Below are 25,849 nucleotides of genomic sequence, written 5' to 3' on the forward strand. Positions count from 1 at the left end.
CCCCGCCGCGCGTTCCCAGGTCAGTGGCACACCCGGACCATTCCGGTCAGGAATGGACGGCGTGACCCACCCGGTGACACAGGCTGACGGGGTCGGGGAACTCGGGCGTGGCGGCAGCGCGCCGGGCCGCTTCGGCGTAGCGGGGATCGGCGAGGATCTCCTGGACCGCGGCGCGGACCGCGGCGGGCGACAGCGGCCGGACGACGATCGAACTGCCTTGCCGGGCAGCGCGATTGGCCAGTTCCCACTGGTCGCCACCGCCGGGAACGGTGACGATCGGGACGCCCGCGGACAGCGTCTTGGCGAGCAGGCCGTGCCCGCCGCCGCCCACGACGACGGACGCGTGGGTCAGCAGCGCGTCTTGCCGCCCCAGCCCCGCCGTGGCCCACGGGGGCAGATCGGCGGGCGGAGCGTCCAGCATCGAAATCGCCACGCGGACACCCGTTCCGTCCAAAGCCTCCAGAACGGTCTCCGCCATGCCGGCCACACCGGTGTGGGCGGTCGACGGGGCGACCATGACCAGCGGCCCGTCGCCGGGCGGGAGGTCCAGGATCGCATCTGTCGGCTCCCACAGCAGCGGCCCGATGACATGGGCGGATTCCGGCCAGTCGGGGCGCGGCACCTCGAGCGCGGGCAGGGTGGCGACCAAGCGGGCGGCCGGGCCCGGGTCGACGGCAGGCAGACCGACGCTCTCGCGCGCACGCTCACGCTGGCGGCGCCCGTTCCGCAGAGCGCGGGCGGTCATGCCGCGTAGTACGCCGTCGCGCACCCGCCCGCGCAGACCCGCACCGGGAGCGAGCCCGCTTCCGATGGGCGGCAATCCCTTCGACGGCAGATACAGCGGATGCGGGGACAGTTCCACCCACGGGACCCCGAGCCGCTCGGCGGCCATCCCGCCACCCGCGGTCAGCACGTCGGAGATCACCAGCTCGGGCAGCATCGCGCTCAGTTCGGGCAGGATCTCGGTGGAGATGTGCGCCGCCCGCTCGTGAATGCGCTGCCCCGCGTCCGTGTCGTCGTCCACCGGCCGCGGCGCCAGGCCCTTGAGCCTGCGCACGCCGATACCGGCGGCGAGCGCGGCGTCGAACCACCGCGGACCGGTGAACAGAACCGGCTCGTCACCGGCGGCCAGGAACCGCAAGCACAGCGCGATAGCGGGAAACGCGTGACCGGGGTCGGGCCCTGCGACGACGGCTACTCGCATGCGCCTAGCCTGCCACAGGGCCGATCAGATCCGCAGCGGCGGCGGGGTCCAGCGGAGTCCTCCCGCCGCCGCCCCTACAGCTTGCTCACCGTCGAGTTGTCCGAGCCCGAGACCGCCTTGTACAGCAGGTACAACCCGAACACGATGGCGCTGATCACCAGGATCGGGAACAGGCCCTTGATCAATGCGCCGATGACCGCCAGTGCGATCCAGACGACCGCGACGATGCCGATGATCTTCCACAACATTCCGATGCCTCCCAGAAGTCCGTTACCGTTCGAGCATGACACTCGGCTGAAGCGGAATCACCAGGTGAAGCGGGATATCCGGGTGGAAATCAGGGTTCCCCCCGACACCCGGCGCGCGCCGATCGGGGTTTCCCGATCGGCCTCCGGCCATGCGGCGCGAAGCCGGGGACAGCGCGGGCTTGCTTCCATCGGCGCAGGTCACGCCATCGGTGGAGCGTCGATTCTGCCGACGGCAGTACACGTCGATACTCGATCGAACCAGACCGGACGCTCGCGGCAGGACCCATCGGGCGCCCGGCATCGGAGTACTGCGAGATCGACGCACGACCTCGACGGCTACGGACTAATCCAACCCAGCGCACCGCGAGTCCGAGTGTCGACGACGCGCCGGCGCCCGTGCTGGGCGTCGGCGCTGCGCGCTCTGGGCGCGATGTCGGCGCTGCTCTCGGCCGCCCCCCGGGAACCGGACATCCTGCGGAGCGCCGCGGAGGCGGTCTCCGTCGCCGGATGCTGCGAAGCACTGGGCTGCTATCGACTCGCCGGGGACGAATACCGACTCGGCACAGGACAACTCGCCTCGCCCGATCTGAACGCGCAACTGCGCGCGCAGAACGGCTCCGGCCGTCTCCGGCTTCCCGGTCACCGGTGGGCCTGGGCGCTACCTTCAGCCGCCTCCGCCTTCGGTCGCGTACGCCCGATGGTGCGACGGCGTACGACGAGCCGGGCTTCTACAGCCTGATCGATGCCGCCCGCACGGACGGCCGAGCCGAGCAGTTCCTGCGGCAATGGCCGGCACCCTGCTGGATTACGACCGGCGCCGTAACGCCGACCTGGCGCACACGCTGAGCCGATACCTCGAATGCGGTGGCAATTACGACGATTCCGCCGCCGCCCTGCACATCCATCGCAGCACGCTGCGCTACCGGCTGCGCCGCATCCGGGAACTCACCGGATTCGATCTGCGCGACGCCGACACCCGCTTCACCTTGCAAGCGGCCACGCGCGCCTGGCGCTTCCTCTCCTCGGCCGCGCTTCCCGAGCGGCCCTCGCCTGCAACCAGGTGGTCGGCTTCCCCCTGAAAGGCGACGATGGTATGCGTGTCTGCGGGACACGCATACCATCGTCGACGAGGCGCCGTCAGATCCCGCGGCGCTCGACGTCCGGCATCTCTTCGCCCAAGGGATCGTCGTTCGGCATGCCGTCCGATCCCTGCATCCCGAGATCGGCCGCGTCGACGGCGTAGGGGTCGAGCAGCTCTGCACGCCCCATGCGCGACCGATCGCCGCTCGGCGGCATCCGTAGCGTCTCCTCTTCACCGCTCTGGTTGGCGCGCCTCCGGGCCGCGGCGACGTCTCCCGGTTCCCCGGCGCGCTGCTCCGGCGGGCGGGTCATCTCGGGCCGGGGCCGCCGCGGCTGCGGCACCGGCTGCCTGCCGTAGACGTCCCAGGCGGCCTGCTCCGGGTCGATCTGATAGTGATCGAACAGCTCCTGCTCGGCCTGCGGGCTGATCTGCCCGTTGTGGTCGAGCTGGGGCGAGGTCTTCACCGCTTCCTTCCCGACCCGTACCTGCAACGTCGCCGATTCCGGGCGGTGCTCGGCCCCGGCCAGCGGGACCAGAGCGTCGGTGCTGAACAGGCCGGTGGACACCGCGATCCAGGTGGGGGATCCGGAGTTGTTGTCGACGTAGACCCGTTTGACCTTGCCGATCTTCTCGCCTTCGGGGCCGTACACCGAGCTGCCGATGAGCGTTTCCAGCATTTCAGTCATGGGTTCCTCCGCGGTTCGTCCTGCGACGCGCAGCCCGGCAGACCGCGGCTGGGCACCGCGCGTGCTGAGAAAGGGGTCAATCGCTTGGGGGTCGATCGGTGGCGTCGGAGCCGTCGGCGACGCGCTGCGCCCTGCGCGACAGCCGCACCGGGTCCTCGGCGGTTTCACACGTCAGGTACCGGCTGACATCCAGCCGCTGCGTGTCCTGGTCGAGCAGCGAGAGACGGTAGGAAACATCGAGCATGACGTGCTCCTGCCCTGTAGTGCATGTTCCCGCCCCAGTCGAGGACGGAAGTATTCAGCTACATTCTCGCAACTACCCGCACCCGCCACAATCAAACCGGGCGCCCAGCCGAATTCGACGACACGCCGAAGCGGTTCCGATCCCGTGGCTATCTAATAGCTATCAGCGGGTCGCGCGGTGGGCCGCATCGTCGCCGCTTTTGATCAGGGTCAGCGCCGACGGCCCGCTGGCGAAACGGAAGTTCTTGCCGCGATGGTCGACCTCTCCGTCGGTGGCCAGCGAGACCGGCTCGTCGGCCACCCGCACGTTCAGGCGGGAGACCCGGCGGTGCCGATAAGTCGGTGAATACGCCAGCGTGCCGGTGAACGTCGCGAAGACCAGCCGCAGCCGCGAGAACGGAACGTCGGCGCGCAGGTAACGGACGTCGAGGGTGCCGCCGTGCAATTCCGGACGGGACATGGGGATCTGGTCCGCGGGGTGATAGGCGCCGTTGCCGACGAACAGCATCCACAGCGCGGTGCGTGTGTCATCGATGGTGACGTGCAGCGGCTGAGCGCGGAACAGCACGCGCACCATGGCGATTCCCGCCGCGGGCCACTTGCCGATCCGGCGCTCCCAGCGCTCACGGACGCGCACGAAGTCCGGATAACCGCCGAGGCTGGCGGTGTTGACGAAAACGCGCTGCTCGGCGTCGTCGAAGCGCACCTCGGCCACGTCGACGCGCACCGCTTCGCCCGCGTCCAGCGCCGCGAGGGTGTTCCCATGGTCCTCCACTCCGGCATCCCTGGCGAAGTGGTTCAGCGTGCCCCCCGCGAAGACCGCCAGCGGCACCCGGTGGCGCACCGCATACTCCGCGACGGCCGACACCGTTCCGTCGCCGCCGACCACGCCGAGAGCGACGATGTCGTCGCGCCGCAGCAATTCCCCGACCCGCGCCTCCACATCGTCGCCGCCACCGAGTTCGAGCACCTCGGCGGCGGGCAGCCGGTCGCGCAAGGTGGCGAGCGCGTTGTCTCCGTCGCCCGATCCCGAGTGCGGGTTGCCGATCAGCAGCAATCCGGCGCCGCCCGGCAGCGGATCGATGTACTCGACCGGACCGAGGGCGGCGGGCTCGTCGTCACGCACCGCCCACCACCGCCGCGTGACCAGCGCGACCGCACCACCGAACAGCGCACCTGCGACCACGTCGGACGGCCAGTGCACGCCGATGTGCACGCGCGAATAGGCGACCGCGGCGGCGACCGGGGCCACGGCGGCGGCCGCCGCGGGAGACTCCAGCGCCAGACCGGCCGCGAAGGCGGCGGCGGACGCCGAATGCCCGGAGGGGAACGAGGAGGACACGGGCGGCGCGACCAGCCTGCGCACGAACGGAACGGACTCGTCCGGCGGACGGCGGCGAGGAAACAGCGGTTTGGCCACGCCGTTGGCCACGCTGCTGGCAATGCTCAGCGCGAGCAGCCCGCGCACCGCGCCGCGCCGGGTCGAGCGATCCCCGGCGACGAACAGGACCGCCCCCAGAGCGATCCACAAACGGTTCTTGTCCGCCGTGGTGCTCAACGCCTTCAGCACCCGGTCCGCCGGAGTCGCCCGCACGCGCGCGCTGCGGCCGACCAGCCATCGATCCAGGCTGCTCGTCATTCGGACCACTCCACCGTCACGACCGTGAGCCGAGAGAAACCGCATCGCCGCAGCCTACCGACTTCCCGCTCACCGGACCCGGCGACCACTGCGCCCGGATGTCCCCGCGACGGCGTCGGCCCGCCGACGCCGGCCCGCACTCGACCGCCTCGTATGCCATTTCAGTGCACGGATGTACTCTGATCTTCAACGCACAGTGACGTTGCGCACCAAGAGGGAAGGGATGATCGAATGAGGAAGACACACCGGTCAGCACACAGTCATGCACTGAGCCTCTCGTAACGGCCGGGACCCGATGGAACAGACGAACGAGCTGGCCCAGGAACTCGCGGCCGCGGCACGGCGGCACGGTTCGGCGATCGCCGGGATAGTCGGATCCGCCGCACGCAAGGCGTCCTGGGAGGTGCTCGACCTCCTGGCCGAGAGCCGCGAACTGGTCGGCGCGGCGTTTCGCGCCAGGGCCGAGGAACTCCGCCGCCGGGACCGGCCGAACTGAACCGGCCGACGTCAGATCGGTGGCCGCGGCGACGCGGGCACCGATTTGTCGGCCACCTCGATGAGGGCTTGGGCCCATCCATCCAGCCGATCGGAAGCGTCGCGCAGATCCGCCACGATGGTGTCGAAGTTGCGCCGCACCACGCTGTTCTCCGGAACCGCGAGAATCCGGCCCGCAGCGGCCACGACCTGCTCGTACTCCGTGACCCCCGCGTCGAGCCGGGCCAGGATCAGTCGCAGGTTCTCGGTGAGCGCCACCGCCGCGGGCGAATTCGCGCTTCCCATCGCGCCGAGGCCCTGTTCCATCGCCGCGATGTCGGCGGCCAGCGCATGGAGCGCCGCCGCGCCCGAAGCGGCCGTTTCGAGCAGGTCGGCCATCTCGTCCGGCGGCAGCCGATGGGAGCGAGCGATCTGGACGCCCATCCCGTGCAACGCCTTCTCCGCCCGCACCAGCCGCGCGATCGCGGGCCGCGCGTTGGACCACAGCGGCGGCTGCTTGCGCGGGATGAACGCCGCGTGCGGCAGTGGAGCACCCCGCAGCCGCAGATAACGGCGAGTGCTCAGCGCCGCGCCGGTCACCAGCGCGACCGCGCCGCCGCCGACCACGACCACAGCCCAGACCGGCGCCGAAAGAACTACGAGGCCAACGGTTCCCGCCGTGGTGAGGCCGGACACGGTGCCCAGCTGAAAACTTCGGCGACGGGCCCTGCGGCGACGGCGTAGCTCACGCTCCCGCGGATCGGCCCAGCGCCGCACGGCCACGAGCGCGTTCTCCCCGGCTTCGCGAAGGCTGTCCGGCAGGCTGCCCGGCTGTGGCGCGAGCGCGGCTTGTGCCCGGATCATCGCCGACCCGCGCAGGCGCCGCGCGTCGAGCTGACGCTCGCGAAATACACTGCCGCTCATACCTTCTCTCCCGCCGGTTGCGCACTTCGGACAGACCGGAACCCGACTCGGCCGACGGCCGGCCGGTCGGGTCCCACGCCTTGTCTTCCAGTGAACCAGCCCCCACCGACACGTGCTCGCCGAACGCCCGTCCGCGGCTACTGCTGCGCGGCCTGCCCCTTGTTCATCTGCGGCTGCGCCGAACCGGGCTGGGCCGGATTGATGGCGGACTGGGCGCCACCGGCAGGCAGCTGATCCCCGCGCATGGACGCACGGATCTGCTCCAGCTTGCTGTGCCCGGCCATCTGGATGCTCGCCTGCTGCACTTCGAGCATGCGACCCTGCACCGAGTTCTGCGCGAGTTCGGCGGCACCCAGGGCGTTGGCGTAGCGGCGTTCGATCTTCTCGCGCACCGCGTCCAGGCTCGGCGTGCTGCCCGGCGCGGACAGCGTCGAATCCATCTGCTGCAACGAGGCGGAGACCTGCTCCTGCATCTTGGCCTGCTCCAGCTGGCTGAGCAGCTTGGTGCGCTCGGCGACCTTCTGCTGCAACAGCATCGCGTTCTGCTCCACGGCCTTCTTGGCCTGGGCAGCCGCCTGCAGCGACTGGTCGTGCAGGACCTTCAGGTCCTCGACGGACTGCTCGGCGGTCACCAGTTGCGCCGCGAACGCCTCGGCGGCGTTGGTGTACTGGATAGCCTTCTCGGTGTCGCCCGCGGCGGTGGCCTGATCGGCCAGCAGGACGGCCTGGCGCGCGTTGGCGTTGAGCTTCTCGACTTCGTCCAGCTGCCGGTTCAGCTTCATCTCCAGCTGGCGCTGATTGCCGATGACCGATGCGGCCTGCTGCGAAAGGGCCTGGTGCTGCCGCTGGGCTTCCTCGATAGCCTGCTGAATCTGGACCTTCGGATCCGCGTGCTCCTCGATCTTCGAATCGAAGAGGGCCATCAGGTATTTCCAGGCCTTGACGAACGGATTAGCCATCGATTGATCCCGCCTCCATCTGACATGCCGCGCTCGGGCGCGACTCCAGTGCGCGACCGTCACGCACTCGATATGTGCCTATCCTCCACCATGTGGCACCCGGGCCGGGCGAACCCGGCCCAACCGACGCCTAGGGGAGAATCTATCCGCTTTCCGCACCGGCCCGCAGCGCTGCCGCCATGGCAACGTCTCGTTGCGCCTCACACGCCCTTCACCAGGACCAACATGTCCGATCGCGGAGCGGGGATGACGATCCGGGTGTCCTGCGCCAGCGGCAGCGGGCGCGCCGCGGGATCGGCCGCCGACATGGACGCCGCCGCGGGTTCGTCCTGCGCCGCGGGCTCGGCGGCCACCTGCTCCGACTCCGCGGCCGCGGCCGCCGCGTCGTTCGCGGTCGCCTCGGCGGTCGGTCCGTCGGCGCCCGCCATGATCGTGCTCACATCCCACAGCACCCGGGACAGCGGCACGTCCAGCGCTTCGCAGATGGCGGCCAGCAATTCACTGGAAGCCTCCTTACGACCGCGCTCGACTTCGGAGAGATAGCCCAGGCTCACCCGCGCGGAGGTCGACACCTCGCGCAACGTCCGGTTCTGGGCGAGACGCGCACGCCGCAGACTGTCCCCGATCGCCTCTCGCAGCAGCGTCATCTCGTTCTCCTTCGCTCCCGGTCGCCGGGCCGAGGCGATTCTCGACCCCACGCATGCCGTTCTTTCTGGCACAACGTCCGGGCCGGGGCGGTTGGTTCCCGCCCGGGGCATCTCAGCCGCTCCACCCGACGCGGTCGGCCGGACCCGTGCCCGCCTCCCGCACACACCGCAGCAATTCCGACACCGCCGCGCGCGTCGCACCGATTCTGATCGTCCACCGGTCGCCCGGGAGTTTCAACCGCATCACTTCGGTGTGCCCGGGACCGGCCAGTCCGAGGAAGACAGTGCCGACCGGGTGCCCGTCCTGCGAATCGGGCCCCGCAACACCGGTCAGGCCGACGCCCCAGTCCGCGCCGCATCGGGTGCGCGCGCCGACGGCCAGCTGTTCGGCGGTGCTCGCCGCCACCGGGCCTTCGGCCGCGAGCACTTCGGCGTCCACGCCCGCGAGGCTGTGCTTGAGATCGGTGGCGTACACCACCAGGCCGCCGCGCAGCACGGCGCTGGCGCCGGGCACCCCGGCGATGGTCGCGGCGAGCAGGCCCGCGGTCAGGGATTCGGCCGTTGCCACGGTTTGCCGCACAGTTACCAGCGCACGCACCAGATCGATCGCGGGCACGCCTTCCACGAGCGGATCGCTCATACGCCGCGCGTCCGCCCCGGCCCGCCCGCGAACCACACCCGAGCCGCCTGACCGACGTAGTCGAGCCCTGTGGCCACGGTCAGCGCGACCGCCACGTACATCAGCAGCATGCCGCTCGCGGCCACCCAGCCCGACAGCGGCAACAGCAGCATGGCTATGGCCAGCGACTGGACCAGCGTTTTCAGCTTGCCGCCGCGCCCGGCGGGAATCACGCCGCGACGCACGACGACCAGGCGCAGCAATGTGACGCCGATCTCGCGTCCGCAGATCACCAGGGTGATCCACCAGGCCAGATCGCCGAGCACAGACAGCCCGATCACCGCGGACCCGATCAGCGCCTTGTCCGCGATCGGATCGGCGAGCTTCCCGAAATCGGTCACCAGGCCGTATTTGCGAGCCAGTTGCCCATCGAACCGGTCGGTGATCGCGGCGAGGCCGAACAGCGCCGCGGCGGCGATCCGCCAGCCGGTCTCGTGCCCACCCCCGACGAACAGCGCCACGACGAACAGCGGCACGATCGCGATGCGCAGCATGGTGAGCACATTCGCGATGTTCAGCAGCGGCGGCCCGGTCTCGGCCTGAGCGGGCGCGAAGCCGGGCCGGGTCGGGGCGGGCGCGACCCAGGGGCGGTCCGTCTCGTCGGGTTGTACGCTCATGCCTTCGCCTCACCGGCGATCGGCTCGGTCACGGCCGCCTCGTCACCGCGTCGCGCGGCACGGCGCGAAGCGGTGAGCTGAACGGGTGGATCTGCGGCACACGTTCAGACTATCGGTAGCCGGGCCGACTACTGTGCACCCCATGACCTCTCGGGGACCACTAGGTGGTTCGACCAGCGACGCGTATCCGGGCGCGGCTTCGGCCGCGCGGAGTTCCCTCCCGGTCGTCCGACGCGCGCGAACCTCCGATGTGCCCGAGATCAAACGCCTCGTCGATGAATACGCCGGCCGGATCCTGCTGGAGAAGAACCTGGTCACCCTCTACGAGGCGGTGCAGGAATTCTGGGTCGCCGAACTGGACGGCCGGGTCGTCGGCTGCGGCGCGCTGCACGTGCTGTGGGCCGACCTCGGGGAGGTGCGCACGGTCGCGGTGCACCCCGATGTCAAGGGCAGCGGTGTGGGCAAGCTCATCGTGCAGCGGTTGATCGCGGTAGCCCGCGAACTCGAACTGGAGCGGGTGTTCGTACTGACATTCGAAGTGGAGTTCTTCGGCAGGCACGGCTTCGTCGAGATCGACGGCACGCCGGTCACCGCCGAGGTGTATGCCGAGATGTGCCGCTCCTACGACACCGGTGTGGCCGAGTTCCTCGATCTGAGCTATGTGAAGCCCAACACCCTCGGCAATACTCGGATGCTGCTGACGCTCTGAGACCACCCACAGGAAGCGATACCCGTGCCGATCTTCGCCGTCCATTACGTCTACTCCCAGGCCACCGCCGCGGACCGGGACGTCCACCGTCCCGAGCACCGCGCCTGGCTGGCCGGCCTGCTGGAGTCCGGCGCCCTGCTCAGCAGCGGTCCGTACCCGGACGGGTCCGGAGCGCTGCTGATCTTCCGCTCGGAGGACGCCGGACAGTTGAAGGACCTGCTCGCCCAGGATCCGTTCGCCCGGGAGAACCTGATCGAGGACGTGCGCGCCGTGGAGTGGGCCCCGGTCTTCGGCGCCTTCGCGTCCTGACCGGCTAACGCTCCGCTCGCACGCGCGTCCGGGCCAGGCTGGCGACCGTCGCAACCACCAGGATGCCCAGGATCACGCCCAGCGAGACGGGCGTGGAGATCTCCGGGACCGAGACGGGCTCGCCGCCGTTGACGAACGGCAGCGTGTTCTCGTGCAGGGCGTGCAGCACCAGCTTCACGCCGATGAACGCGAGGATCGCGGCCAGCCCGTAGGACAGGTAGACCAGCCGGTCGAGCAGCCCGCCGATCAGGAAGTACAGCTGTCGCAGGCCCATGAGCGCGAACGCGTTCGCGGTGAAGACGAGGTATGGCTGCTCGGTCAGGCCGTAGATCGCCGGGATGGAGTCCAGCGCGAACAGCAGATCGGCGAATCCGATGGCCAGCAACGCCAGCAACAGCGGCGTGACCGCCCGGCGTCCGTCGATCCTGGTCACCAGCTTGTCGCCGTCGTAGACGTCGGTGGTCGGCAGCACGCGCTTGGCCAGTGCCACGATCCGGCTGTCGCGTTTCTCCTCGACCTCGACCTCGTGGCCGCTGTCCCGCAGCAGCTTCACCGCGGTGTAGACGAGAAAGAGACCGAACAGGTAGAACACCCAGCTGAACGCGCTGATCGCGGCCGCGCCGACGGCGATGAACGCACCGCGCATGACCAGTGCGAGCACGATGCCGATCAGCAGCACCTTCTGCTGGTAGATCCGCGGCACCGCGAAGGTGGACATGATGATCAGGAAGACGAACAGGTTGTCCACCGAGAGCGCCTTCTCGGTGACGAAGCCCGCGTAGTACTCCCCGGCGTAGGTGGAACCCCACTGCCAGGCGACCACACCGCCGAACAGCAGCGCCAGCCCGATGTACACCGCGGACCAGAACCCGGATTCCCGGAACGTCGGTTCGTGCGGAGTGCGGACATGGGCGAAGAAGTCGAAGACGAACAGTCCGAGGATCACCACGATGGTGATCACCCATTCGAGTGCGGTTACATGCATGCGGCGTGCCGATCGAAAGCGAAGGTCATGATGTCCATAATGCCCGATTTGTCTGCTGTTCTTTGATAGCGGGGTGATTGCCGACCATAATTCCACATGCGTTCACCCACCCGTTCGTGTCACAGTCGACGTTCGCGGGACGGCACCACCTAACGTCCCGTTCGGCCAGACCACAACACACGAATGGAGCCACGGTCCAGGCGAGGTGGTGAGCGCGCTGCCGGCCGCGGGCCTTACGCTGACCGGACCGGTCGAGCACCGCACTGTTGCGTCGAACGCGTTGCCCGGCCTGGTGACAGCGGGACGGGACGCTGAATGGCGGCTGACTCGGCATCCGGAGCGGCTGCCGCTGAGTTATACCCTTCAGGCGCGGAAGAACTGAACCGGGTAGTTTCGGCGGCGAAGGAAAAACGGTTCCCAACACCGGCGTCCGATGCTACTTTCTGAGCCTGCGAAGATCGGATCACAGGAAGGCGAGACGATGACCGGGACAACGAGGCGACAGGTGTTGCCCGACGGTGTCTCGCGCGCCCACGCCGTGCTATCGATCTCATTCGTCACCTGGCGAGCAGCGCGGAGCCGCCCCTGAACGTGTCTTGCACAGACCCGTACCGAAGGGGTCACTCCGCGGCGAACCGCCCGAGAGTGGCCCCTTTTTCGTGCGAACGGACGTAGCTCAGCCGGTAGAGCAGCGGTCTCCAAAACCGTCGGTCGTGGGTTGGAATCCCTCCGTCCGTGCCGAACCTTTCCGGTCGAACCCCGACCGATCCCTCGTAGCCCAATCGGTAGAGGCGCCGGACCTAGATTCCGGGAGATGCGAGTTCGAATCTCGCCGAGGGAACCAGCCGGATCACTCCGGCGGCTCCGAGCCGCCGCCCTCACCGCCGCCGCGGATCGACCACAGGAGTCCTTCCAGCTCATCGGGTTTCACGAGTACGTCGCGCGCCTTGGAGCCCTCGCTCGGGCCGACCACACCGCGGGTCTCCATGAGGTCCATCAGCCGCCCCGCCTTGGCGAACCCGACGCGCAGCTTGCGCTGCAGCATGGAGGTGGAGCCGAACTGCGAGGTGACCACGAGTTCCACCGCCTGCAAGAAGACGTCGAGATCGTCGCCGATGTCGGGGTCGACGTCCTTCTTCTCCCCCGGCTTGGCCGCGGTCACGCCCTCTTGATAGTCCGGCTCGGCCTGGTTCTTGGTGAAGTCGACGACGGCGTGGATCTCCTCGTCGCTGATGAACGCGCCCTGCAACCGGGTCGGTTTGCCCGCCCCCATCGGCAGGAACAAGCCATCACCCATGCCGATCAGCTTCTCCGCGCCGGGCTGATCGAGGATGACGCGCGAGTCGGTCAGTGACGAGGTGGCGAAGGCCAGCCGGGAGGGCACGTTGGTCTTGATCAGACCGGTCACCACGTCCACCGAGGGCCGCTGCGTGGCCAGCACGAGATGGATGCCGGCCGCTCGGGCCTTCTGGGTGATGCGGACGATGGCGTCTTCCACGTCGCGCGGAGCGGTCATCATCAGATCGGCCAGCTCGTCGACGATGGCCAGGATGTACGGGTAGGGCCGGTACACCCGTTCGCTGCCCAGCGGCGCGGTGATCGCGCCCGACTTCACCTTCTTGTTGAAGTCGTCGATGTGACGCACCTTGTTGGCCTGCATGTCCTGATAGCGCTGCTCCATCTCCTCGACCAGCCAGGCCAGCGCGGCCGCCGCCTTCTTCGGCTGGGTGATGATGGGCGTGATCAGGTGCGGAATTCCCTCGTACGGGGTGAGTTCCACCATCTTCGGGTCGATCAGGATCATCCTGACCTCGTCGGGCGTCGCCCGCTGCAGCAGGGACACCAGCATCGAGTTCACGAAGCTCGACTTACCCGAACCGGTGGAGCCCGCGACCAGCAGATGCGGCATCTTGGCCAGGTTCGCCGAGACGAACTCGCCCTCGATGTTCTTGCCCAGGCCGATCACCAGCGGATGGTGGTCGGTGCGAGTACTGGGCGCCTTGAGCACGTCGGCCAGCCGGACCAGCTCGCGGTCGGCGTTGGGCACCTCGATGCCGACGGCGGACTTGCCGGGGATCGGCGCCAGCAGCCGGACGTTCTCCGTCGCGACGGCGTAGGCGATGTTGCGCGCCAGCGCGGTGATCTTCTCGACCTTCACGCCCGGCCCGAGTTCGACCTCGTAGCGCGTGACCGTCGGGCCGCGCACGAAGCCGGTCACCGCGGCGTCGATCTTGAACTGCACCAGCACCTCGGTGATCGCCTCGATCATCGATTCGTTGGCGGCGCTGCGTTTCTTGGGCGGGTCCCCGTCGGTCAGCAAGGACAGCGGCGGCAGGGTGTAGTCGCCTTCGACCTCGCGATCGGTCACGAACTCCAGCTGCTGCGGCGGCGGTGGCGTCTGATCCTCGACCACCGCGGCGGGACGCTGCTTCTTCGGCTTGGGTTTCGGCGTGGGTTCCTCGACCGCGATCGGCTTGGCGTCGCGCAGCGGCGGTTCGCCGAGCGCCTCGGTGACCGCGTCGGGGTCGCCGAACTCGTCGGGCGGGTAGTTCTCCGCAGGCGTGCGACCGCGCCGTTTGGCGGTGGCGCGGTGCACCGGGAAGCCGTCGGCGTCGTAGTCGGCCGGATCGTAGTCCCGATACTCGCCGTCGAATTCGCCGTAGTCGTCGCCACCGGTCTCGGCGCCGAGGTAGCGCCGCAGCTTGTCCGGCACCTCGCGCACCGTCGTCCCGGTCACAAGCAGCGCGCCGAAGACGATGGCCAGCAGGAGGATCGGGACCGAGAGCCAGGCGGTGAGACCGTTGGTCAGCGGCCCGCCGGTCACGAAGCCGACGAAACCGGCCGCGCGGGAACGTCCGTGCGCGTCGGTGGGTGCGCCCGCCGCGATGTGCCACAGTCCGAGGATCGGCAAGCCGATCAGCAGGCCGCCGAGCACCAGCCGCGGCCGGATCTCGGGACGCGGTTCGGTGCGCATCAAGACGACGGCGACCCCGGAGGCGACGAAAGGCAGCGCCGCGGACGCCGAGCCGGAGATCGCGCGGATCACGTCCTCGACCCAATGGCCGACCGGCCCGCCCGCCGACAACCAGACCGCCGCCGCGATCACGGCGCTCAGGGCGATCAACGCCAGCGCGATGCCGTCACGCCGATGCCCGTGCTCGATCTCGCCCGCGCGGCTCAACGTCCGGGTGGTCGCGCCGAGTCCGCGCGCCAGCACGGTCCAGCCGCTGCCGATACCGCGTGTGATGACCGCGAGCGGAGCCGTGTTCGACGGGCGGCGGGCCGGACGCCGAGCCGCGGCGCCACGCCTGCGGGGCGTGGCGGCCGCTCGTGGCGCCGTCGCGCGGGGGGTGGCCGCGCGAGACCGCGCCGTAGTGGTCCTCCCCCGCGCCGATCCCGCCCGCGCCCGAGTCGTCGTGGTGCTGCGGGACTTACCTGCCATGGCCCCAGGCTAGCCGCAATCGCCCCATCCGGACCATCCGCAACACTGGCACCGTTGTGCCGCTACCGGCTTTTCGTCGCTCGTCCGGCCCTTCGACCGGGGGCGACGGACATTTTTCAGACCGATCGGTCTGCTTCGAGCACTGCCTGGACAGCCGCTGGGGATCCGGTGGTCTCCAGCCGGACTTCCTCCCGGCCGAAGGCATGCAACACCAGCTCCGAAGGCTTGCCGGTCAGCGTGACGACCTCCGCCGACCCCGACGACACCACCGTGCGCCTGCCGTCCGGCGTCGCGAGCTCGACCGTGACCGGCGCCTTGCGATAGGCCATCTTGGCCATCTTGCGCAGCACCGACCACAGCTGGTCCTCGTCGGCGGCGGTGAGTTCGCGTGGCTGCCACCCCGGCTCGGCACGGCGCACGTCCTCGTGATGGACGAACATCTCCGACAGGTTGACCACCGCGTCGACCGGCCGCAGCGGCGACCACCACGGCGGACCGGTGCGCACCTGTTCCAGCAGTTCGGGAAACGGCCTGCGCGCGGCCTTCGCCTGCACGCGCTCGAGATACCCCGTGAACGGCTTCAGCAGGATGCCCGGCGCGGCGTCGGGCCGACGTTCGCGAACCACCAAGTGCGCGGCCAGATCCCGCACCGTCCACGCACCACAGAGCGTGCGCGCGTCCGGACCCGCCGCCTGCATCGTTTCGACGATTCCCCGGCGTTCCCGCTGTGCCATAGTCACACCCCGAACATACCGACCGTCAGGCCTCGACGCCGTGCGGCACGACGTCCGCGGTCACCCGCAACCGTGGCGCCACCCGGCCCGGACCAGCACCTCTCGGGCCACGCGAGACCGGCCGCGCGATCCGAGGACGCGCCCGCTCTGCTCCACGCCGAGCCGCGGCGCAATGATGTTGCGCTTCAGGTGGATTCACCGCGAAAATCACGCGGCGGTAACCCTTGTGCACCGGTTGCGGGAGGCGCGACCGTGGGCCACACTGGGCTCTACGCCTCAACGCGCGTCCCTATCACGGTGTTCGCGGCTCCCCCTGCCGGGAAATCTCCGGCTAGCGCAATGGGAGTCGGCTCTGTACCTTGTCACTCGGTCCATCGGGTCGTGGACCTTATGACAAGAAGGGGCAAATCCTCGTGAAGAAGTTTGCTACCGGTGTGGCCGCGCTCGCGGCGGTAGGTGCCTCGCTGGCTGTCAGCGCGCCCGCCGCGAACGCCTACACCAACAACTACGGCGCGATCGCGCTGTCCACCTCCACCGGTTTGATCGGGTATTCCTACGACTACCCGAACTCGGCTGCCGCACAGCAGCGCGCCGTGAGCTCCTGCGGCGCGGGCGACTGCCAGTCGGTGGTCTGGTTCCGCAACGGCTGTGGCGCCGTGGCGTACTCCAGCGGCACCGGCACATGGAGCTGGGGGTATGCCTCGTCCCGGCGCAGCGCGCAGGGCCAAGCTCTGGCGCACAACGATTCCGACGCCTACATCGTGCACTGGAACTGCACGTCCAACCACGGCTGATGCCCGGACTTCGAGTCGAAGGAAACAACGTGAAGCACCGCACTTTCCGGACCACCGTGGCCGTCGTTCTCACCGCGCTGGCCTGCTCGCTGAGCGCCTGCGCCTCCAACGACGACTCCTCGTCCCCGAGCACCAGCGCCAACCCCAGCCACGCGGCGGGTGAGTTGGAGGGCGGCACGGACAAGGGTGACAAGGAGGCCGGCTCGGCGCCGACCACGCCGTCCTCCCCCGCCCTGGCCAAGCCCTCCGTGCAGCAGCTGAACGAGCGGCTGCAGAAGGCGTTCGATCCGAACGTGCCGAACGCGGAGAAGATCAGCTGGATCCAGGCCGCCGAGCAGGATCCCTACCTGGTCGCCAACCTCGTCGACGCCGCGAAGAAGCAGAAGGTCACCGTCGAGGTCACCAACGTGGGCGACCCGAAGGACGGCAAGCTCAAGGCCGACGCCAAGGTCACCATCGACGGCACGCCGGTGGACGACGCGTTCATCCAGTTCGTGTCCGAGGGCGGCCAGTGGAAGGTCGACCACACCTTCGCCTGCAACATCGTCAAGAGCGCGAAGATCGAGTCCGCGGCCTGCCAGGAGTGATCCCTACCGCGTGAAAAGCGCCGGGCAGCTGAGCTGCCCGGCGCTCTTCGTTGTGCGGAAGGTCAGACGCCGATGACGGTCGGCACGATCATCGGACGACGCCGGTAGGTATCCGCCACCCAGCGGCCCACCACGCGGCGCACACCCTGCGCGATCCGGTGGGTGTCGGTGACGCCCTCGCCGGCCAGCCGCAACAGTTCGGCTTCCACGAGTTCCGCCGCGTCGAGCAGCGCGGTGGGATCGTCGGAGAAACCGCGTCCGCTCAGCTCCGGTGTGCTCACCGCCTTGCCGGTGGTCTCGTCGATGGCGACGGTGATCGCGATGAAACCGCCCTCGCCGAGCACCAGCCGGTCCGACAGCGTCGATTCCCCGACGTCGCCGACCGACAGTCCATCGACGTACACGTGGCCCACGGGCACCCGGCCGACGATCGAGGCGATGCCGTCGACCAAGTCGACCACCACGCCGTCCTCGGCCAGCACCACCCGCTCCTGCGGCACGCCCGTCGCCACCGCCAGCGCCGCGTTCGCGCGGAGATGGCGCCATTCGCCGTGCACGGGCATCGCGTTGGTCGGCCGCACCGCGTTGTACAGGTACAGCAGTTCGCCCGCCGAGGCATGCCCGGAGACGTGCACCTTGGCGTTCTGCTGGGTGATCACCGTGGCCCCGAGCCGGGCCAGGCCGTTGACCACCGCGAACACCGAGTTCTCGTTGCCGGGGATCAGCGAGGAGGCCAGCACCACGAGGTCGTCGGGGCGGATGTTGATCTGCCGGTGGTCACCGCGCGCCATCCGCGACAGCGCCGACAGCGGCTCGCCCTGCGAACCCGTGGAGATCAGCACCAGGCGGTGGCTGGGCAGAGTGGCGGCGACGTCGAGATCCACGACGACGCCATCCGGCACGGTGAGATAACCCAGGTCCTGAGCGATCTGCATATTGCGGACCATCGAGCGGCCGACGAAACACACTCGCCGCCCGTACTTCTGGGCCACGTCGACAACCTGCTGGATGCGGTGCACATGACTGGCGAAAGACGCGACGATGACCCGCCCGAGCGCTTTGCCGATGACCGTGTCCAGCACGCCGCCGATCTCGCGTTCCGGCGTGACGAAGCCGGGGACCTCGGCGTTGGTGGAGTCCACCAGGAACAGGTCCACGCCCTCGTCGCCGAGGCGGGAGAATCCGGCCAGATCGGTGAGCCGCCCGTCCAGCGGAAGCTGGTCGAGCTTGATGTCACCGGTGTGCAGGACGACGCCGGCCGGCGTGCGGATGGCGACGGCGAGCGCGTCGGGAATGGAATGGTTGACCGCGAAGTACTCGCAGCCGAACGGGCCGTGCGTGGTGTGCTGCCCCTCGGTCACTTCGACCAGTTTCGGGTGCAGCCGGTGTTCCCGGCACTTCGCGGCGACCAGCGCGAGGGTGAATTTCGAGCCGACCACCGGGATATCGGGCCGCAGCCGCAACAGGAAGGGCACCGCGCCGATGTGGTCCTCGTGGCCGTGGGTGAGCACGACGGCCACCACGTCGTCGATCCGGCCCTCGATGGGGCGGAAGTCCGGCAGGATCAGGTCCACGCCGGGCTGCTGGTCCTCCGGGAACAGCACGCCGCAGTCGACGATCAGCAGTTTGCCGCCGTACTCGAAAACGGTCATGTTGCGGCCGATTTCGCCGATGCCGCCGAGCGCGAACACCCGCAGGCCGTTCGGGGGGAGGGCGGGTGGGGTGCCGAGCCGGTCGTGCGTGGCGCCCGGACCGGCCTGTGCCGGAGTCTCTTCGGCCCGCCGGGCGGCGGACTGCCCGCGTCCCCGGCCCGCTCGCCGGGACGACGTGTTCTGGCCCCTGCTTTCCCGTCGCGCCTGCACGGGCGCGGGCTCGGCGGCCGGGACGACGCGACCGGCCTCAGCCGTCGTGTCGCCCGGCGCCGGTTCGGGGCGCGCGGCGGTCTGCGCAGGCACAGGGGGAGTCACCGGCTCCGCCGGTGCGGCGGGGGCCGGTGCTCCCGCGGGGCGGGACGCACTGCGACGGCGCCGGGATAGGGATTCGCTCACGAAAGGACTCCGACCGCTCGCAGGTCCGCGGCGAGCACTTCCAATTGCTCACCGCTCGGCATCAACTGGGGCAGCCGCGGCTCGCCGACCTCCACGCCCAGCAGTCGCAGGCCGCCCTTGCTCATGGCGACGCCGCCGAGCCGGGCCATCGCGGCGTGCAGCGGCAACAGCGTGGTGTTGATCTGGCGGGCGCGCACGACCTCGCCCGCCGTATACGCCTCCAGCAGCGCACGCAGCCGTTCGGGCGCGAGATGTCCGATGACGCTGATGAATCCGGCCGCGCCGACCGACAGCCAGGGCAGGTTGAGCGCGTCGTCGCCTGAATAGAACGTCAGGCCGGTGCTCGCGATGAGCTCGGCGCCCATGTTCAGATCACCCTTGGCGTCCTTGACCGCGACGATGCGCGGGTGCTCGGCGAGTTTGCGGATGGTGTCACTGGCGATCGGCACCACTGACCGCCCGGGTATGTCGTAGAGGGTGACCGGCAGGTCGGTCGCGTCCGCGACGGCGGTGAAATGCGCGATCAACCCCTCCTGGGAGGGCCGGGAGTAATACGGCGTCACCACGAGCAAACCGTGTGCACCCGCCCGCTGCGCGTTGCGCGCGAGTTCGATCGAATGGGCGGTGTCGTAGGTGCCCGCGCCCGCGATCACGGTCGCGCGCTCACCCACGGCGTCGACGACGGCGCGCAGCAGATCGGCCTTCTCCGACTCGGTGGTGGTCGGCGATTCACCGGTGGTACCCGAGATCGCGAGCAGGTCGACGCCGCGGTCGACCAGGCGGGCCGCGAGCGCGACCCCGGCATCGACGTCGAGCTTGCCGTCGGCGCTGAAGGGGGTCACCATCGCGACACCTACCGTGCCGGACGCACGCAGCTCCGTTGGCGTCGATTCACCGTTCGTCATGGTCAGAAAGGCTACCCGGTCCACGACACGCCCTCGACACCGTCGTCGGCGATCAGGCCGCAACAAAGACGCGAATCCATATCGGCGACTATCCGATGATGCCATCTTGCTGCTTGCTCGACGTCAATCATGGCGTCACACTGGCGTCATGGATTTGAACAAGTACACCAGCCGGCTGCGCGAGAACCTGATCGCCGCCGCGGCCCTCGGCGACGAGAAGACGCAGGCCACGGCGGCCGCTCTGGCGGCGGCGACGGAAGGATCCGCCCGCCTGGTGCTGCTGGCCGCGCTGTCGGACCTCGCGGCCGAGGTCAGCGCCACACTCGGCGACCGAACCGTGCACGTGTCGGTGGACGGCACCGACGCGTCCATCGATGTGCGCAAGAGCACGGCAGGCGACGAGTCCCCGACCTTCGAGGAGATGACCGGCGACATCAGCAGGGTCACGCTGCGACTGGTCGAACAGATGAAGGCGCGTGCGGAAGAGGCTGCCGCACAGAGCGGTCAGTCCCTGAACTCGTGGCTGTCGAGCGCCGTCCACGGCGCTTTGCGCGACCAGATGCGCGGGTACGGGCCCAAACGCGACAGCTGACCCAGTCGCGCTACAGCAACGCGGCGAGATTCCCGCGATCGCCGACGGCGACCTCGTCCAGTTCGAGCCAATCGGCCATTTCGCGCAGCGCACCGGCGAGGGCATGCGCGGTGGCCGGCGTGTCGTATCCGGGTTCGGCGAAGGCGGCGGGAACCGACAACCGGCCGTTCGCGCGCTCCGCGCGCAGATCGACGCGGCCGACGAGTTCACCGTCGAGCAGGAACGGGAAAACGTAGTAGCCGTGCACCCGTTTGTGTTCGGGTGTGTAGATCTCGATGCGGTAGTGGAAGTCGAAGATGCGCTCCGTGCGGGCGCGGAAGAAGACGAGCGGGTCGAACGGGCACAGCAGCGCGGCGCCTTCGACGCGGCGCGGGGTCGCGGCGCCCGCCCGCAGATAGGCCGGTTTCCCCCAGCCCGCCACCTCGACCGGGATCAGCTCGCCCGCGTCCACCAGATCGGCGATGGCCGGCTCGGTCTGGGCGCGCTGGAGCCGGTAGTAGTCGCGCAGGTCCGCTTCGGTGCCGATGCCGTGCGCGGTGGCGGCACGCAGCACAAGCTCACGGACGGCGTCCTGTTCGGCGACATCGCGAGACAGTACCTCCGCGGGCAGCACCCGCTCGGTCAGGTCGTAATGCCTGGTGAACCCCACGCGGGTGGCCACAGACAGCGCACCCGCCGCGAAGAGTTGCTCGCAGATCATCTTCGTATCGCTGAGGTTCCACCAGGACCCCTTCGGCCGCGGTTTGTCCAGCTCCAGGTGGCGCTCCACCTCACCGGCGGTGGCCGCGCCCACCGAGGTGATCACGTCCAGGATGTCCTTGCCCAGGGTCGGATTGCGCTCGACCACCTTGCGCATGCCCGACCAGCGCCCGTGCTCGTACCGCCGCATCCGCCAGCGCAGCAGCGGCCAGTCCTCCACCGGGATGAGCGCGGCCTCGTGCGCCCAGTATTCGACGAGCGCCCGCGGGCGCCGCGTGCCATCGCTCCACGCGGCCTGATCCAGCAGCGAGCGATCGTAGGACCCGATGCGGCTGAACACCGGCGCGTAATGCGCTCGCACCACCGCCGACACCGAATCCAGTTGCAGCAACTGGGTCCGGTCGAGCACCCCGAGCACCGTCCGCCGCGTCGCGCGGCCAGGCCTGCGCATCCCGAAACCCTGCGCCGCCAATGCCGTTCGCCGTGCCGCCGCGGCACCCATCTTCCGCATAAGAGGCAACGATGCCATGCCCCACCGACACGTCAGGTCGAGACGGTGATCGCGCCGGTGGTATCGATCTCGGTGCGGCGGTCTCGGTCGGACGCGGTGGCCAGGACGGTGGCCAGGATGCGACGGCCGGTGGGGAGGATGCGGACGGTGACCGAACCGTCGTTGGCGGCGTCGAGTTCGCGAATGGCGGCGTCGATCACTTGCCTGCGCACCCGATGCGGCACGCCCGCGAAACCGCCGTCGTCGAGCAGAATCACCTCGACGCCGCGGGAACGAGCGCCACGAGCGGCGCTGCTGAGCTGATCGGTGGCCAGTTGCGGAGCGCGGAGGCCGTCGCGCAGTTCGGCTTCCAGCAGCCTGCACTGTTCCCGCTCCACGGCGGTGAGTTCCACCCCGTCGGCGATGCGTTCCAGGATCGGGCGCGCCACCGCGTCCAGGCGGGCCAGCTGACGGGTGCGCTCGGAGTTCTCTGCCGCCATCGCGGCTTCGGCGGCAGCGCGCATGGCCGCTTCCTCGCGCAGCAGCCGCAGCGAGCGCTGAGTGGGCCGCATGATCGCCGCGAACAGGGAGACCCCCGCCACCGTGGCGACCGGCACGATCGAACCGACGACGACTCCGATCCGTAGCCCGGCCACCACACCGACGACGGCGATCACCACGCCGATGCCTGCGACGCCGAGCCAGGCGGCCGCCAACCGTCCGCGCAACACGAGCACGGCGAGTACGTACGACGCGGCGAACGCCGTCCACACCTGCTTCGACCAACCGTGTTCGACATCGAACGAGGTCAAGGTCGTGGCCAGCGGACCGGAGGCGGCGACGAACACGGTCGCGGCCCAGGGCAGTGGATCGGTCGGAACCACCAGCACGACGACACCGGCCGCCGCCAGCACGACCAGCGCCGCGACCGCGGCGGCCACCGGCGATTCCGAGAAGTTCCGGATCATGTACAGCACGATGGTGGCTTCGAGCACGACCAGGAACAGCCAAGCCGCGCGGTCGCGCAGCCCGAGCAGATCGCGCAGCCCGAATTCGGTCTCCGGCTCAGCCATTTCCGCCCCATACCAGCGTCACGGTCGTTCCCTCCCCCGGTTCGGACTCCACGAAGCCCGCGCCACCGGCGAGTTGACGCATGCGGCCCAGGATGCTCACCGAGATGCCGAGCCGATCGACGGGCACTTCGCTCAGGTCGAAACCCGCGCCGTCGTCGCGGAATACCACACGGATTCCCCCGGCGCTGATCGTCACTGTGACGGTGCGGCGCACCTCCCGCCCGGCGACGGTGGCGTGCCGCAGACTGTTGCGCACGGCCTCGGCCAGCGCGGCCGCGATCGTGCCTGCGGCGTCTACCGGCAGGTGCAGATCGTCGAATCCGGCCCAGCGCCGCGTGGTGAACCGGATGCCGGGGTTCACCTCGTGCACGGCCGAGCGGAGGAACCCGATCGCGGATTGCGCGTCCAGACGATCGGGTTCGGTTTCGGCCACCCGGCACTCATCGAGTTGTTCGAGTGTTCGTTCGGCCTGGCGGCGCAGCACCGGCGATTCGGTCCCGGCTCGCGAGGCGTCGAGCAGGGTGGACAACACCGCGTCGTGGATCAGCGCGGCGAACCGCGCGCGTTCCCGCTCCCGGGCCGCCGCGCCCGCGACCGCCGCCGCACGGCTGCTCTCGATCGCCGACTCGCGGTCCACTCGCGCGGCCGCCGCCCTGGCATAGACCACACACCACAGGAACAGCGCGCTCAGCCCGGCCGCCCTGGCGAAATCGCCGAGCAGAGCGAGGGCGGTGGTCTCCCGCAGCACGACCAGATTCGCCAGGGCGCTGAACGCCGCGCTCACCACCAGGTAGGTCACGGCGAGCGGCGGACGCCAAGCGAGCACAGCGGCGAGAACGCCCAGTGCCAGTACCCGGTACAGCCACACCGAAGCCGCGCCTTCGGCGTCCGGCACGGCATATGCCACGGGAACCACCGCCATCGCGCCGAGGAAACTCACCGCCGCCGCACCGGCGACCCGTTGGATCACGCGCCGGCTCATGCCGATCGAGACCACCGCGAGCACCGGGGACAGTCCGAACGCGAGCACCACCTCCACCACTGTCCACCGGACGGGCACGAAGCGACTCTGATCGGCGATCTCGGGCAATTCGACGATCGCGGCGATCACGCCCGCGATGCCGATGGCGAACCCGAATCGCCGCAGGATGCGATCGGCGGCTCCTTCGGACGCTTTCTCCCTGGACAACGCGGCGACTCCGCGGCGCCAACGGCTCGCACGCGGCCGGTCGAGCGGGAGAGAGGACGAGTGCGACGGGGTGTCCAGCATGCTGGACGCGATCATCCGCGCGGCTGCCGCTCGGGGACCGGCAGCCACCCGTCCTCGATCGCCCGCTTGTACAGGTCGGTCTTGGTCGGCGCCGGACGGCCGGCGTCGGCGTACTTCTGGCGGATCCGGCCGAGATAGTCGTTGACCGTCTGCTCGGACAGACCGGTCAACCGCGCGACCCGGGAGGCTTTCTCCCCGGACGCGTAGAGCGTGAGCACTTCCTCCTGACGCGGGCTCAGGCCCACGTCGGACAGTTGCGGATCGCCGTCGATGGCGGCCGCCCAGTCGGTGGTGACCACCTGTTCACCACTGGCCGCACGACGCACGGCGGCGACGACGGTCGGCACGTCCTCGGATTTGCGCACCACACCCAAGACGCCCGCACGCGCGGCGGCGCGCACCAGGAAGGCGTTGTCGGCGCCCGTGAAGACCAGTACTTCGATGCCGCGGCCACGCAGGGCGCGTACGTTGTCCTCGGGTGAGGACCCGTCGGCCAGCCGCAGATCCAGCACCACCAGATCCAGCGGCGGCGCGCCGTCGGCAGCGGCCAGCAGTTCCGGCACGGTCCCCGCGGTCAGCACCAGATCGAGATCCGTTTGCGGCGCCAGCATCGCGGCGAGACCGATCGCGACCGATTCGTGGTCCTCGACCAATCCGATTCGGCGCGGCGCGTTCTCGTTCCCTTCGGCCCAGGTCACCTGGCTCTCCCATCCCGAGCTACTCGTCCACATCCCCACCGCGACAACAACCGCAGACAGTATGCCGGGCAATGGTGCCGGAGGGTCAGACACCAGAATTCGGGGGGCTTCAGGCCATGAGCCCGGCCGCCAGCGTGGCTCCGAGTTCCCAGCATCGCTGCAGGTCGTCCTTCGCGGGCGGACCGGAGAGCACGACCGCGGCGGCGGCCTGCTCCCAGCCGAGCCCGGTGGTGATGCCCACCACCCCGCGCTCGGCGCCCTCGGTGCCTTCGTTGCCGTGCAGGTACAAGCCGTACGGGCGACCGCGGGTGGAGTCCAGACACGGGTAGTAGATCGTGTCGAACGCGTGCTTGAGCGCACCGCTCATGTATCCCAGGTTCGCCGGGCTGCCCAGCAGGTATCCGTCGGCGGCCAGGACGTCGGGAGCGGTGACGGCCAGTGCGGCACGGCGCACGACTTCCACGCCTTGGATCTCGGGGTCGGTGGCCCCGGAGACGACCGCCTCGAACATCGCCTGCATGTGCGGGGACGGCGTGTGATGGATGATCAGCAACCGGGCCACCCTGCGATGGTATCGGCCCCGTCCGGCCGTCAGGCGGTGTCGCGCTCGTGCCGTTCCAGGGCGACGGCGCGGCGCATGGTCTCGCGGGCCCGGGTGCGGTCACCGGCGTAGTCGTAAGCGCGTGCGAGGCGGTAGGAGACACGCCAGTTGTCCGGATCGGCCTCCCATTCCGCCTTGACCGTCGCGAACAACTCGTCGGCCGCGGCGCGTTGGATGCGGCCGGATGGTAGCCGCGGCAGTGCGGAGGTGTCGAGCTCGAGGCCCTCGTCGTGGATGCGCCGCGCGAGGTGCTGGTGCGCCAGGGCCGCGCGCACGGTGGCCGCGACGATCCAGACGCCCAGCAGCGGCAGGATCAGCACGCCGACGCCGATCACGATCGCCGCCACCTCGCCGGAAACGATCAGGCCGATCGCGATCCGGCCGAGCAACAGGAAATAGAAGCCGAGCACCAGGATGAGCGCCGCGATGAACGCGACCACCTTGACGACTCCTGCGCGGCTTTCGCGATCGGCCGGCTCCGCGCCGCTCATGGGCGCGCTCCGGCACGGTGC

28 protein-coding genes and 2 tRNA genes are annotated in these 25,849 nt (G+C 69.6%); 9 read left to right on the forward strand and 21 right to left on the reverse strand.

Going from position 1 to position 25,849, the window contains the following annotated elements; translation table 11 throughout:
- Positions 1-46: 46 nt before the first annotated feature.
- Both NNI01S_RS17310 and NNI01S_RS35315 read right to left on the reverse strand, forming a co-directional pair.
- Positions 47-1,204: a glycosyltransferase gene (locus tag NNI01S_RS17310; RefSeq protein ID WP_063021122.1), complete on the reverse strand. Its 1,158-nt coding sequence runs from the start codon at positions 1,202-1,204 to the stop codon at positions 47-49.
- 74 nt (positions 1,205-1,278) lie between these two features.
- Positions 1,279-1,452: a hypothetical protein gene (locus NNI01S_RS35315; protein WP_039799283.1), complete on the reverse strand. Its 174-nt coding sequence runs from the start codon at positions 1,450-1,452 to the stop codon at positions 1,279-1,281.
- Between the two features lie 785 nt (positions 1,453-2,237).
- Between NNI01S_RS35315 and NNI01S_RS36360 the strand changes: the two genes are divergently transcribed.
- Positions 2,238-2,531, forward strand: a complete 294-nt coding sequence (locus tag NNI01S_RS36360; protein WP_063021123.1) for a PucR family transcriptional regulator — start codon at positions 2,238-2,240, stop codon at positions 2,529-2,531.
- Between the two features lie 58 nt (positions 2,532-2,589).
- Here NNI01S_RS36360 and NNI01S_RS17320 read toward each other — a convergent pair whose 3' ends face one another.
- From NNI01S_RS17320 to NNI01S_RS17325, 3 genes are all read right to left on the reverse strand, one after another.
- A complete protein-coding gene (locus NNI01S_RS17320; RefSeq protein WP_084488897.1) occupies positions 2,590-3,219 on the reverse strand; it encodes a PRC-barrel domain-containing protein in 630 nt (209 codons plus the stop codon).
- Between the two features lie 76 nt (positions 3,220-3,295).
- Positions 3,296-3,463, reverse strand: a complete 168-nt coding sequence (locus tag NNI01S_RS34570) for a hypothetical protein (RefSeq protein WP_157114829.1) — start codon at positions 3,461-3,463, stop codon at positions 3,296-3,298.
- Positions 3,464-3,625: 162 nt separating this feature from the next.
- On the reverse strand, positions 3,626-5,101 hold the full coding sequence (locus NNI01S_RS17325; protein WP_063021125.1) for a bifunctional phosphatase PAP2/diacylglycerol kinase family protein: 1,476 nt from the start codon (positions 5,099-5,101) through the stop codon (positions 3,626-3,628).
- Positions 5,102-5,396: 295 nt separating this feature from the next.
- On the opposite strand from NNI01S_RS17325, the gene NNI01S_RS17330 reads away from it, so the two are divergent.
- Positions 5,397-5,597, forward strand: a complete 201-nt coding sequence (locus NNI01S_RS17330) for a hypothetical protein (RefSeq protein WP_063021126.1) — start codon at positions 5,397-5,399, stop codon at positions 5,595-5,597.
- 11 nt (positions 5,598-5,608) lie between these two features.
- On the opposite strand, the gene pspM is transcribed toward NNI01S_RS17330, so the two are convergent.
- The 5 genes from pspM to pgsA all read right to left on the reverse strand — a co-directional run bounded on the left by pspM (position 5,609) and on the right by pgsA (position 9,401).
- Positions 5,609-6,499 carry a phage shock envelope stress response protein PspM gene (gene pspM / locus NNI01S_RS17335; protein WP_245676237.1) on the reverse strand — a complete coding sequence of 297 codons (891 nt, stop codon included), beginning with the start codon at positions 6,497-6,499 and terminating at the stop codon, positions 5,609-5,611.
- Positions 6,500-6,636: 137 nt separating this feature from the next.
- Positions 6,637-7,458: a phage shock protein PspA gene (gene pspA, locus NNI01S_RS17340; protein WP_063021127.1), complete on the reverse strand. Its 822-nt coding sequence runs from the start codon at positions 7,456-7,458 to the stop codon at positions 6,637-6,639.
- A 200-nt stretch (positions 7,459-7,658) separates the two neighbouring features.
- Complete coding sequence (locus tag NNI01S_RS17345; protein WP_063021128.1) at positions 7,659-8,105, reverse strand: helix-turn-helix domain-containing protein; 447 nt, start codon at positions 8,103-8,105, stop codon at positions 7,659-7,661.
- 112 nt (positions 8,106-8,217) lie between these two features.
- Positions 8,218-8,745, reverse strand: a complete 528-nt coding sequence (locus NNI01S_RS17350) for a CinA family protein (RefSeq protein ID WP_063021228.1) — start codon at positions 8,743-8,745, stop codon at positions 8,218-8,220.
- Positions 8,742-9,401 carry a CDP-diacylglycerol--glycerol-3-phosphate 3-phosphatidyltransferase gene (pgsA, locus tag NNI01S_RS17355; RefSeq protein WP_063021129.1) on the reverse strand — a complete coding sequence of 220 codons (660 nt, stop codon included), beginning with the start codon at positions 9,399-9,401 and terminating at the stop codon, positions 8,742-8,744. Before pgsA ends, NNI01S_RS17350 begins: the two co-directional genes overlap by 4 nt.
- Before the next feature lie 142 nt (positions 9,402-9,543).
- On the opposite strand from pgsA, the gene NNI01S_RS17360 reads away from it, so the two are divergent.
- Positions 9,544-10,110, forward strand: coding sequence for an amino-acid N-acetyltransferase (locus NNI01S_RS17360; protein WP_084488901.1), 567 nt, complete (start codon positions 9,544-9,546; stop codon positions 10,108-10,110).
- A gap of 24 nt (positions 10,111-10,134) precedes the next feature.
- Positions 10,135-10,419: a YciI family protein gene (locus NNI01S_RS17365; protein WP_063021131.1), complete on the forward strand. Its 285-nt coding sequence runs from the start codon at positions 10,135-10,137 to the stop codon at positions 10,417-10,419.
- Between the two features lie 4 nt (positions 10,420-10,423).
- On the opposite strand, the gene NNI01S_RS17370 is transcribed toward NNI01S_RS17365, so the two are convergent.
- Positions 10,424-11,404: a TerC family protein gene (locus tag NNI01S_RS17370; RefSeq protein ID WP_063021132.1), complete on the reverse strand. Its 981-nt coding sequence runs from the start codon at positions 11,402-11,404 to the stop codon at positions 10,424-10,426.
- 665 nt (positions 11,405-12,069) lie between these two features.
- Between NNI01S_RS17370 and NNI01S_RS17375 the strand changes: the two genes are divergently transcribed.
- Both NNI01S_RS17375 and NNI01S_RS17380 read left to right on the forward strand, forming a co-directional pair.
- Positions 12,070-12,142: transfer RNA gene (locus NNI01S_RS17375), tRNA-Trp, on the forward strand.
- Between the two features lie 29 nt (positions 12,143-12,171).
- Positions 12,172-12,248 (forward strand) — tRNA-Leu (locus tag NNI01S_RS17380).
- A 6-nt stretch (positions 12,249-12,254) separates the two neighbouring features.
- Here the strand turns inward: NNI01S_RS17380 and NNI01S_RS17385 are convergent.
- Positions 12,255-14,846, reverse strand: coding sequence for a DNA translocase FtsK (locus tag NNI01S_RS17385; RefSeq protein ID WP_157114830.1), 2,592 nt, complete (start codon positions 14,844-14,846; stop codon positions 12,255-12,257).
- 116 nt (positions 14,847-14,962) lie between these two features.
- Positions 14,963-15,586 (reverse strand): TIGR03085 family metal-binding protein, encoded by a 624-nt coding sequence (locus tag NNI01S_RS17390; RefSeq protein WP_063021133.1) that lies wholly within the window; start codon positions 15,584-15,586, stop codon positions 14,963-14,965.
- Positions 15,587-15,993: 407 nt separating this feature from the next.
- On the opposite strand from NNI01S_RS17390, the gene NNI01S_RS17395 reads away from it, so the two are divergent.
- Both NNI01S_RS17395 and NNI01S_RS17400 read left to right on the forward strand, forming a co-directional pair.
- Positions 15,994-16,374, forward strand: coding sequence for a DUF4189 domain-containing protein (locus NNI01S_RS17395; protein WP_245676239.1), 381 nt, complete (start codon positions 15,994-15,996; stop codon positions 16,372-16,374).
- Positions 16,375-16,403: 29 nt separating this feature from the next.
- On the forward strand, positions 16,404-16,961 hold the full coding sequence (locus NNI01S_RS17400; protein ID WP_063021134.1) for a WKL family lipoprotein: 558 nt from the start codon (positions 16,404-16,406) through the stop codon (positions 16,959-16,961).
- Positions 16,962-17,023: 62 nt separating this feature from the next.
- Here the strand turns inward: NNI01S_RS17400 and NNI01S_RS17405 are convergent, their stop codons facing one another.
- The gene (locus NNI01S_RS17405; RefSeq protein WP_063021135.1) at positions 17,024-19,009 is read right to left on the reverse strand and encodes a ribonuclease J; all 1,986 of its coding nucleotides are present in this window, start codon (positions 19,007-19,009) and stop codon (positions 17,024-17,026) included.
- On the reverse strand, positions 19,006-19,914 hold the full coding sequence (dapA, locus tag NNI01S_RS17410) for a 4-hydroxy-tetrahydrodipicolinate synthase (protein ID WP_063021136.1): 909 nt from the start codon (positions 19,912-19,914) through the stop codon (positions 19,006-19,008). Before dapA ends, NNI01S_RS17405 begins: the two co-directional genes overlap by 4 nt.
- A gap of 148 nt (positions 19,915-20,062) precedes the next feature.
- Here dapA and NNI01S_RS17415 point away from each other — a divergent pair, with 148 nt between their 5' ends.
- Positions 20,063-20,506, forward strand: coding sequence for a hypothetical protein (locus tag NNI01S_RS17415; RefSeq protein ID WP_063021137.1), 444 nt, complete (start codon positions 20,063-20,065; stop codon positions 20,504-20,506).
- Positions 20,507-20,516: 10 nt separating this feature from the next.
- On the opposite strand, the gene NNI01S_RS17420 is transcribed toward NNI01S_RS17415, so the two are convergent.
- From NNI01S_RS17420 to NNI01S_RS17445, 6 genes are all read right to left on the reverse strand, one after another.
- Entirely contained in the window at positions 20,517-21,716 is a 1,200-nt protein-coding gene (locus NNI01S_RS17420; RefSeq protein WP_063021138.1) for a winged helix-turn-helix domain-containing protein, read from the reverse strand.
- 32 nt (positions 21,717-21,748) lie between these two features.
- Entirely contained in the window at positions 21,749-22,768 is a 1,020-nt protein-coding gene (locus NNI01S_RS17425) for a DUF8320 family protein (RefSeq protein ID WP_063021139.1), read from the reverse strand.
- Positions 22,761-23,957, reverse strand: a complete 1,197-nt coding sequence (locus tag NNI01S_RS17430; RefSeq protein ID WP_245676241.1) for an ATP-binding protein — start codon at positions 23,955-23,957, stop codon at positions 22,761-22,763. Before NNI01S_RS17430 ends, NNI01S_RS17425 begins: the two co-directional genes overlap by 8 nt.
- A 92-nt stretch (positions 23,958-24,049) precedes the next feature.
- Positions 24,050-24,769 carry a response regulator transcription factor gene (locus tag NNI01S_RS17435; RefSeq protein WP_063021140.1) on the reverse strand — a complete coding sequence of 240 codons (720 nt, stop codon included), beginning with the start codon at positions 24,767-24,769 and terminating at the stop codon, positions 24,050-24,052.
- Between the two features lie 76 nt (positions 24,770-24,845).
- Positions 24,846-25,298 (reverse strand): flavodoxin family protein, encoded by a 453-nt coding sequence (locus NNI01S_RS17440; protein WP_174554414.1) that lies wholly within the window; start codon positions 25,296-25,298, stop codon positions 24,846-24,848.
- Positions 25,299-25,327: 29 nt separating this feature from the next.
- Positions 25,328-25,828, reverse strand: coding sequence for a hypothetical protein (locus NNI01S_RS17445; RefSeq protein WP_063021141.1), 501 nt, complete (start codon positions 25,826-25,828; stop codon positions 25,328-25,330).
- Positions 25,829-25,849: the final 21 nt, after the last annotated feature.

This window comes from Nocardia niwae NBRC 108934 = DSM 45340, assembly GCF_001613465.1.
GTDB lineage: Bacteria > Actinomycetota > Actinomycetes > Mycobacteriales > Mycobacteriaceae > Nocardia > Nocardia niwae.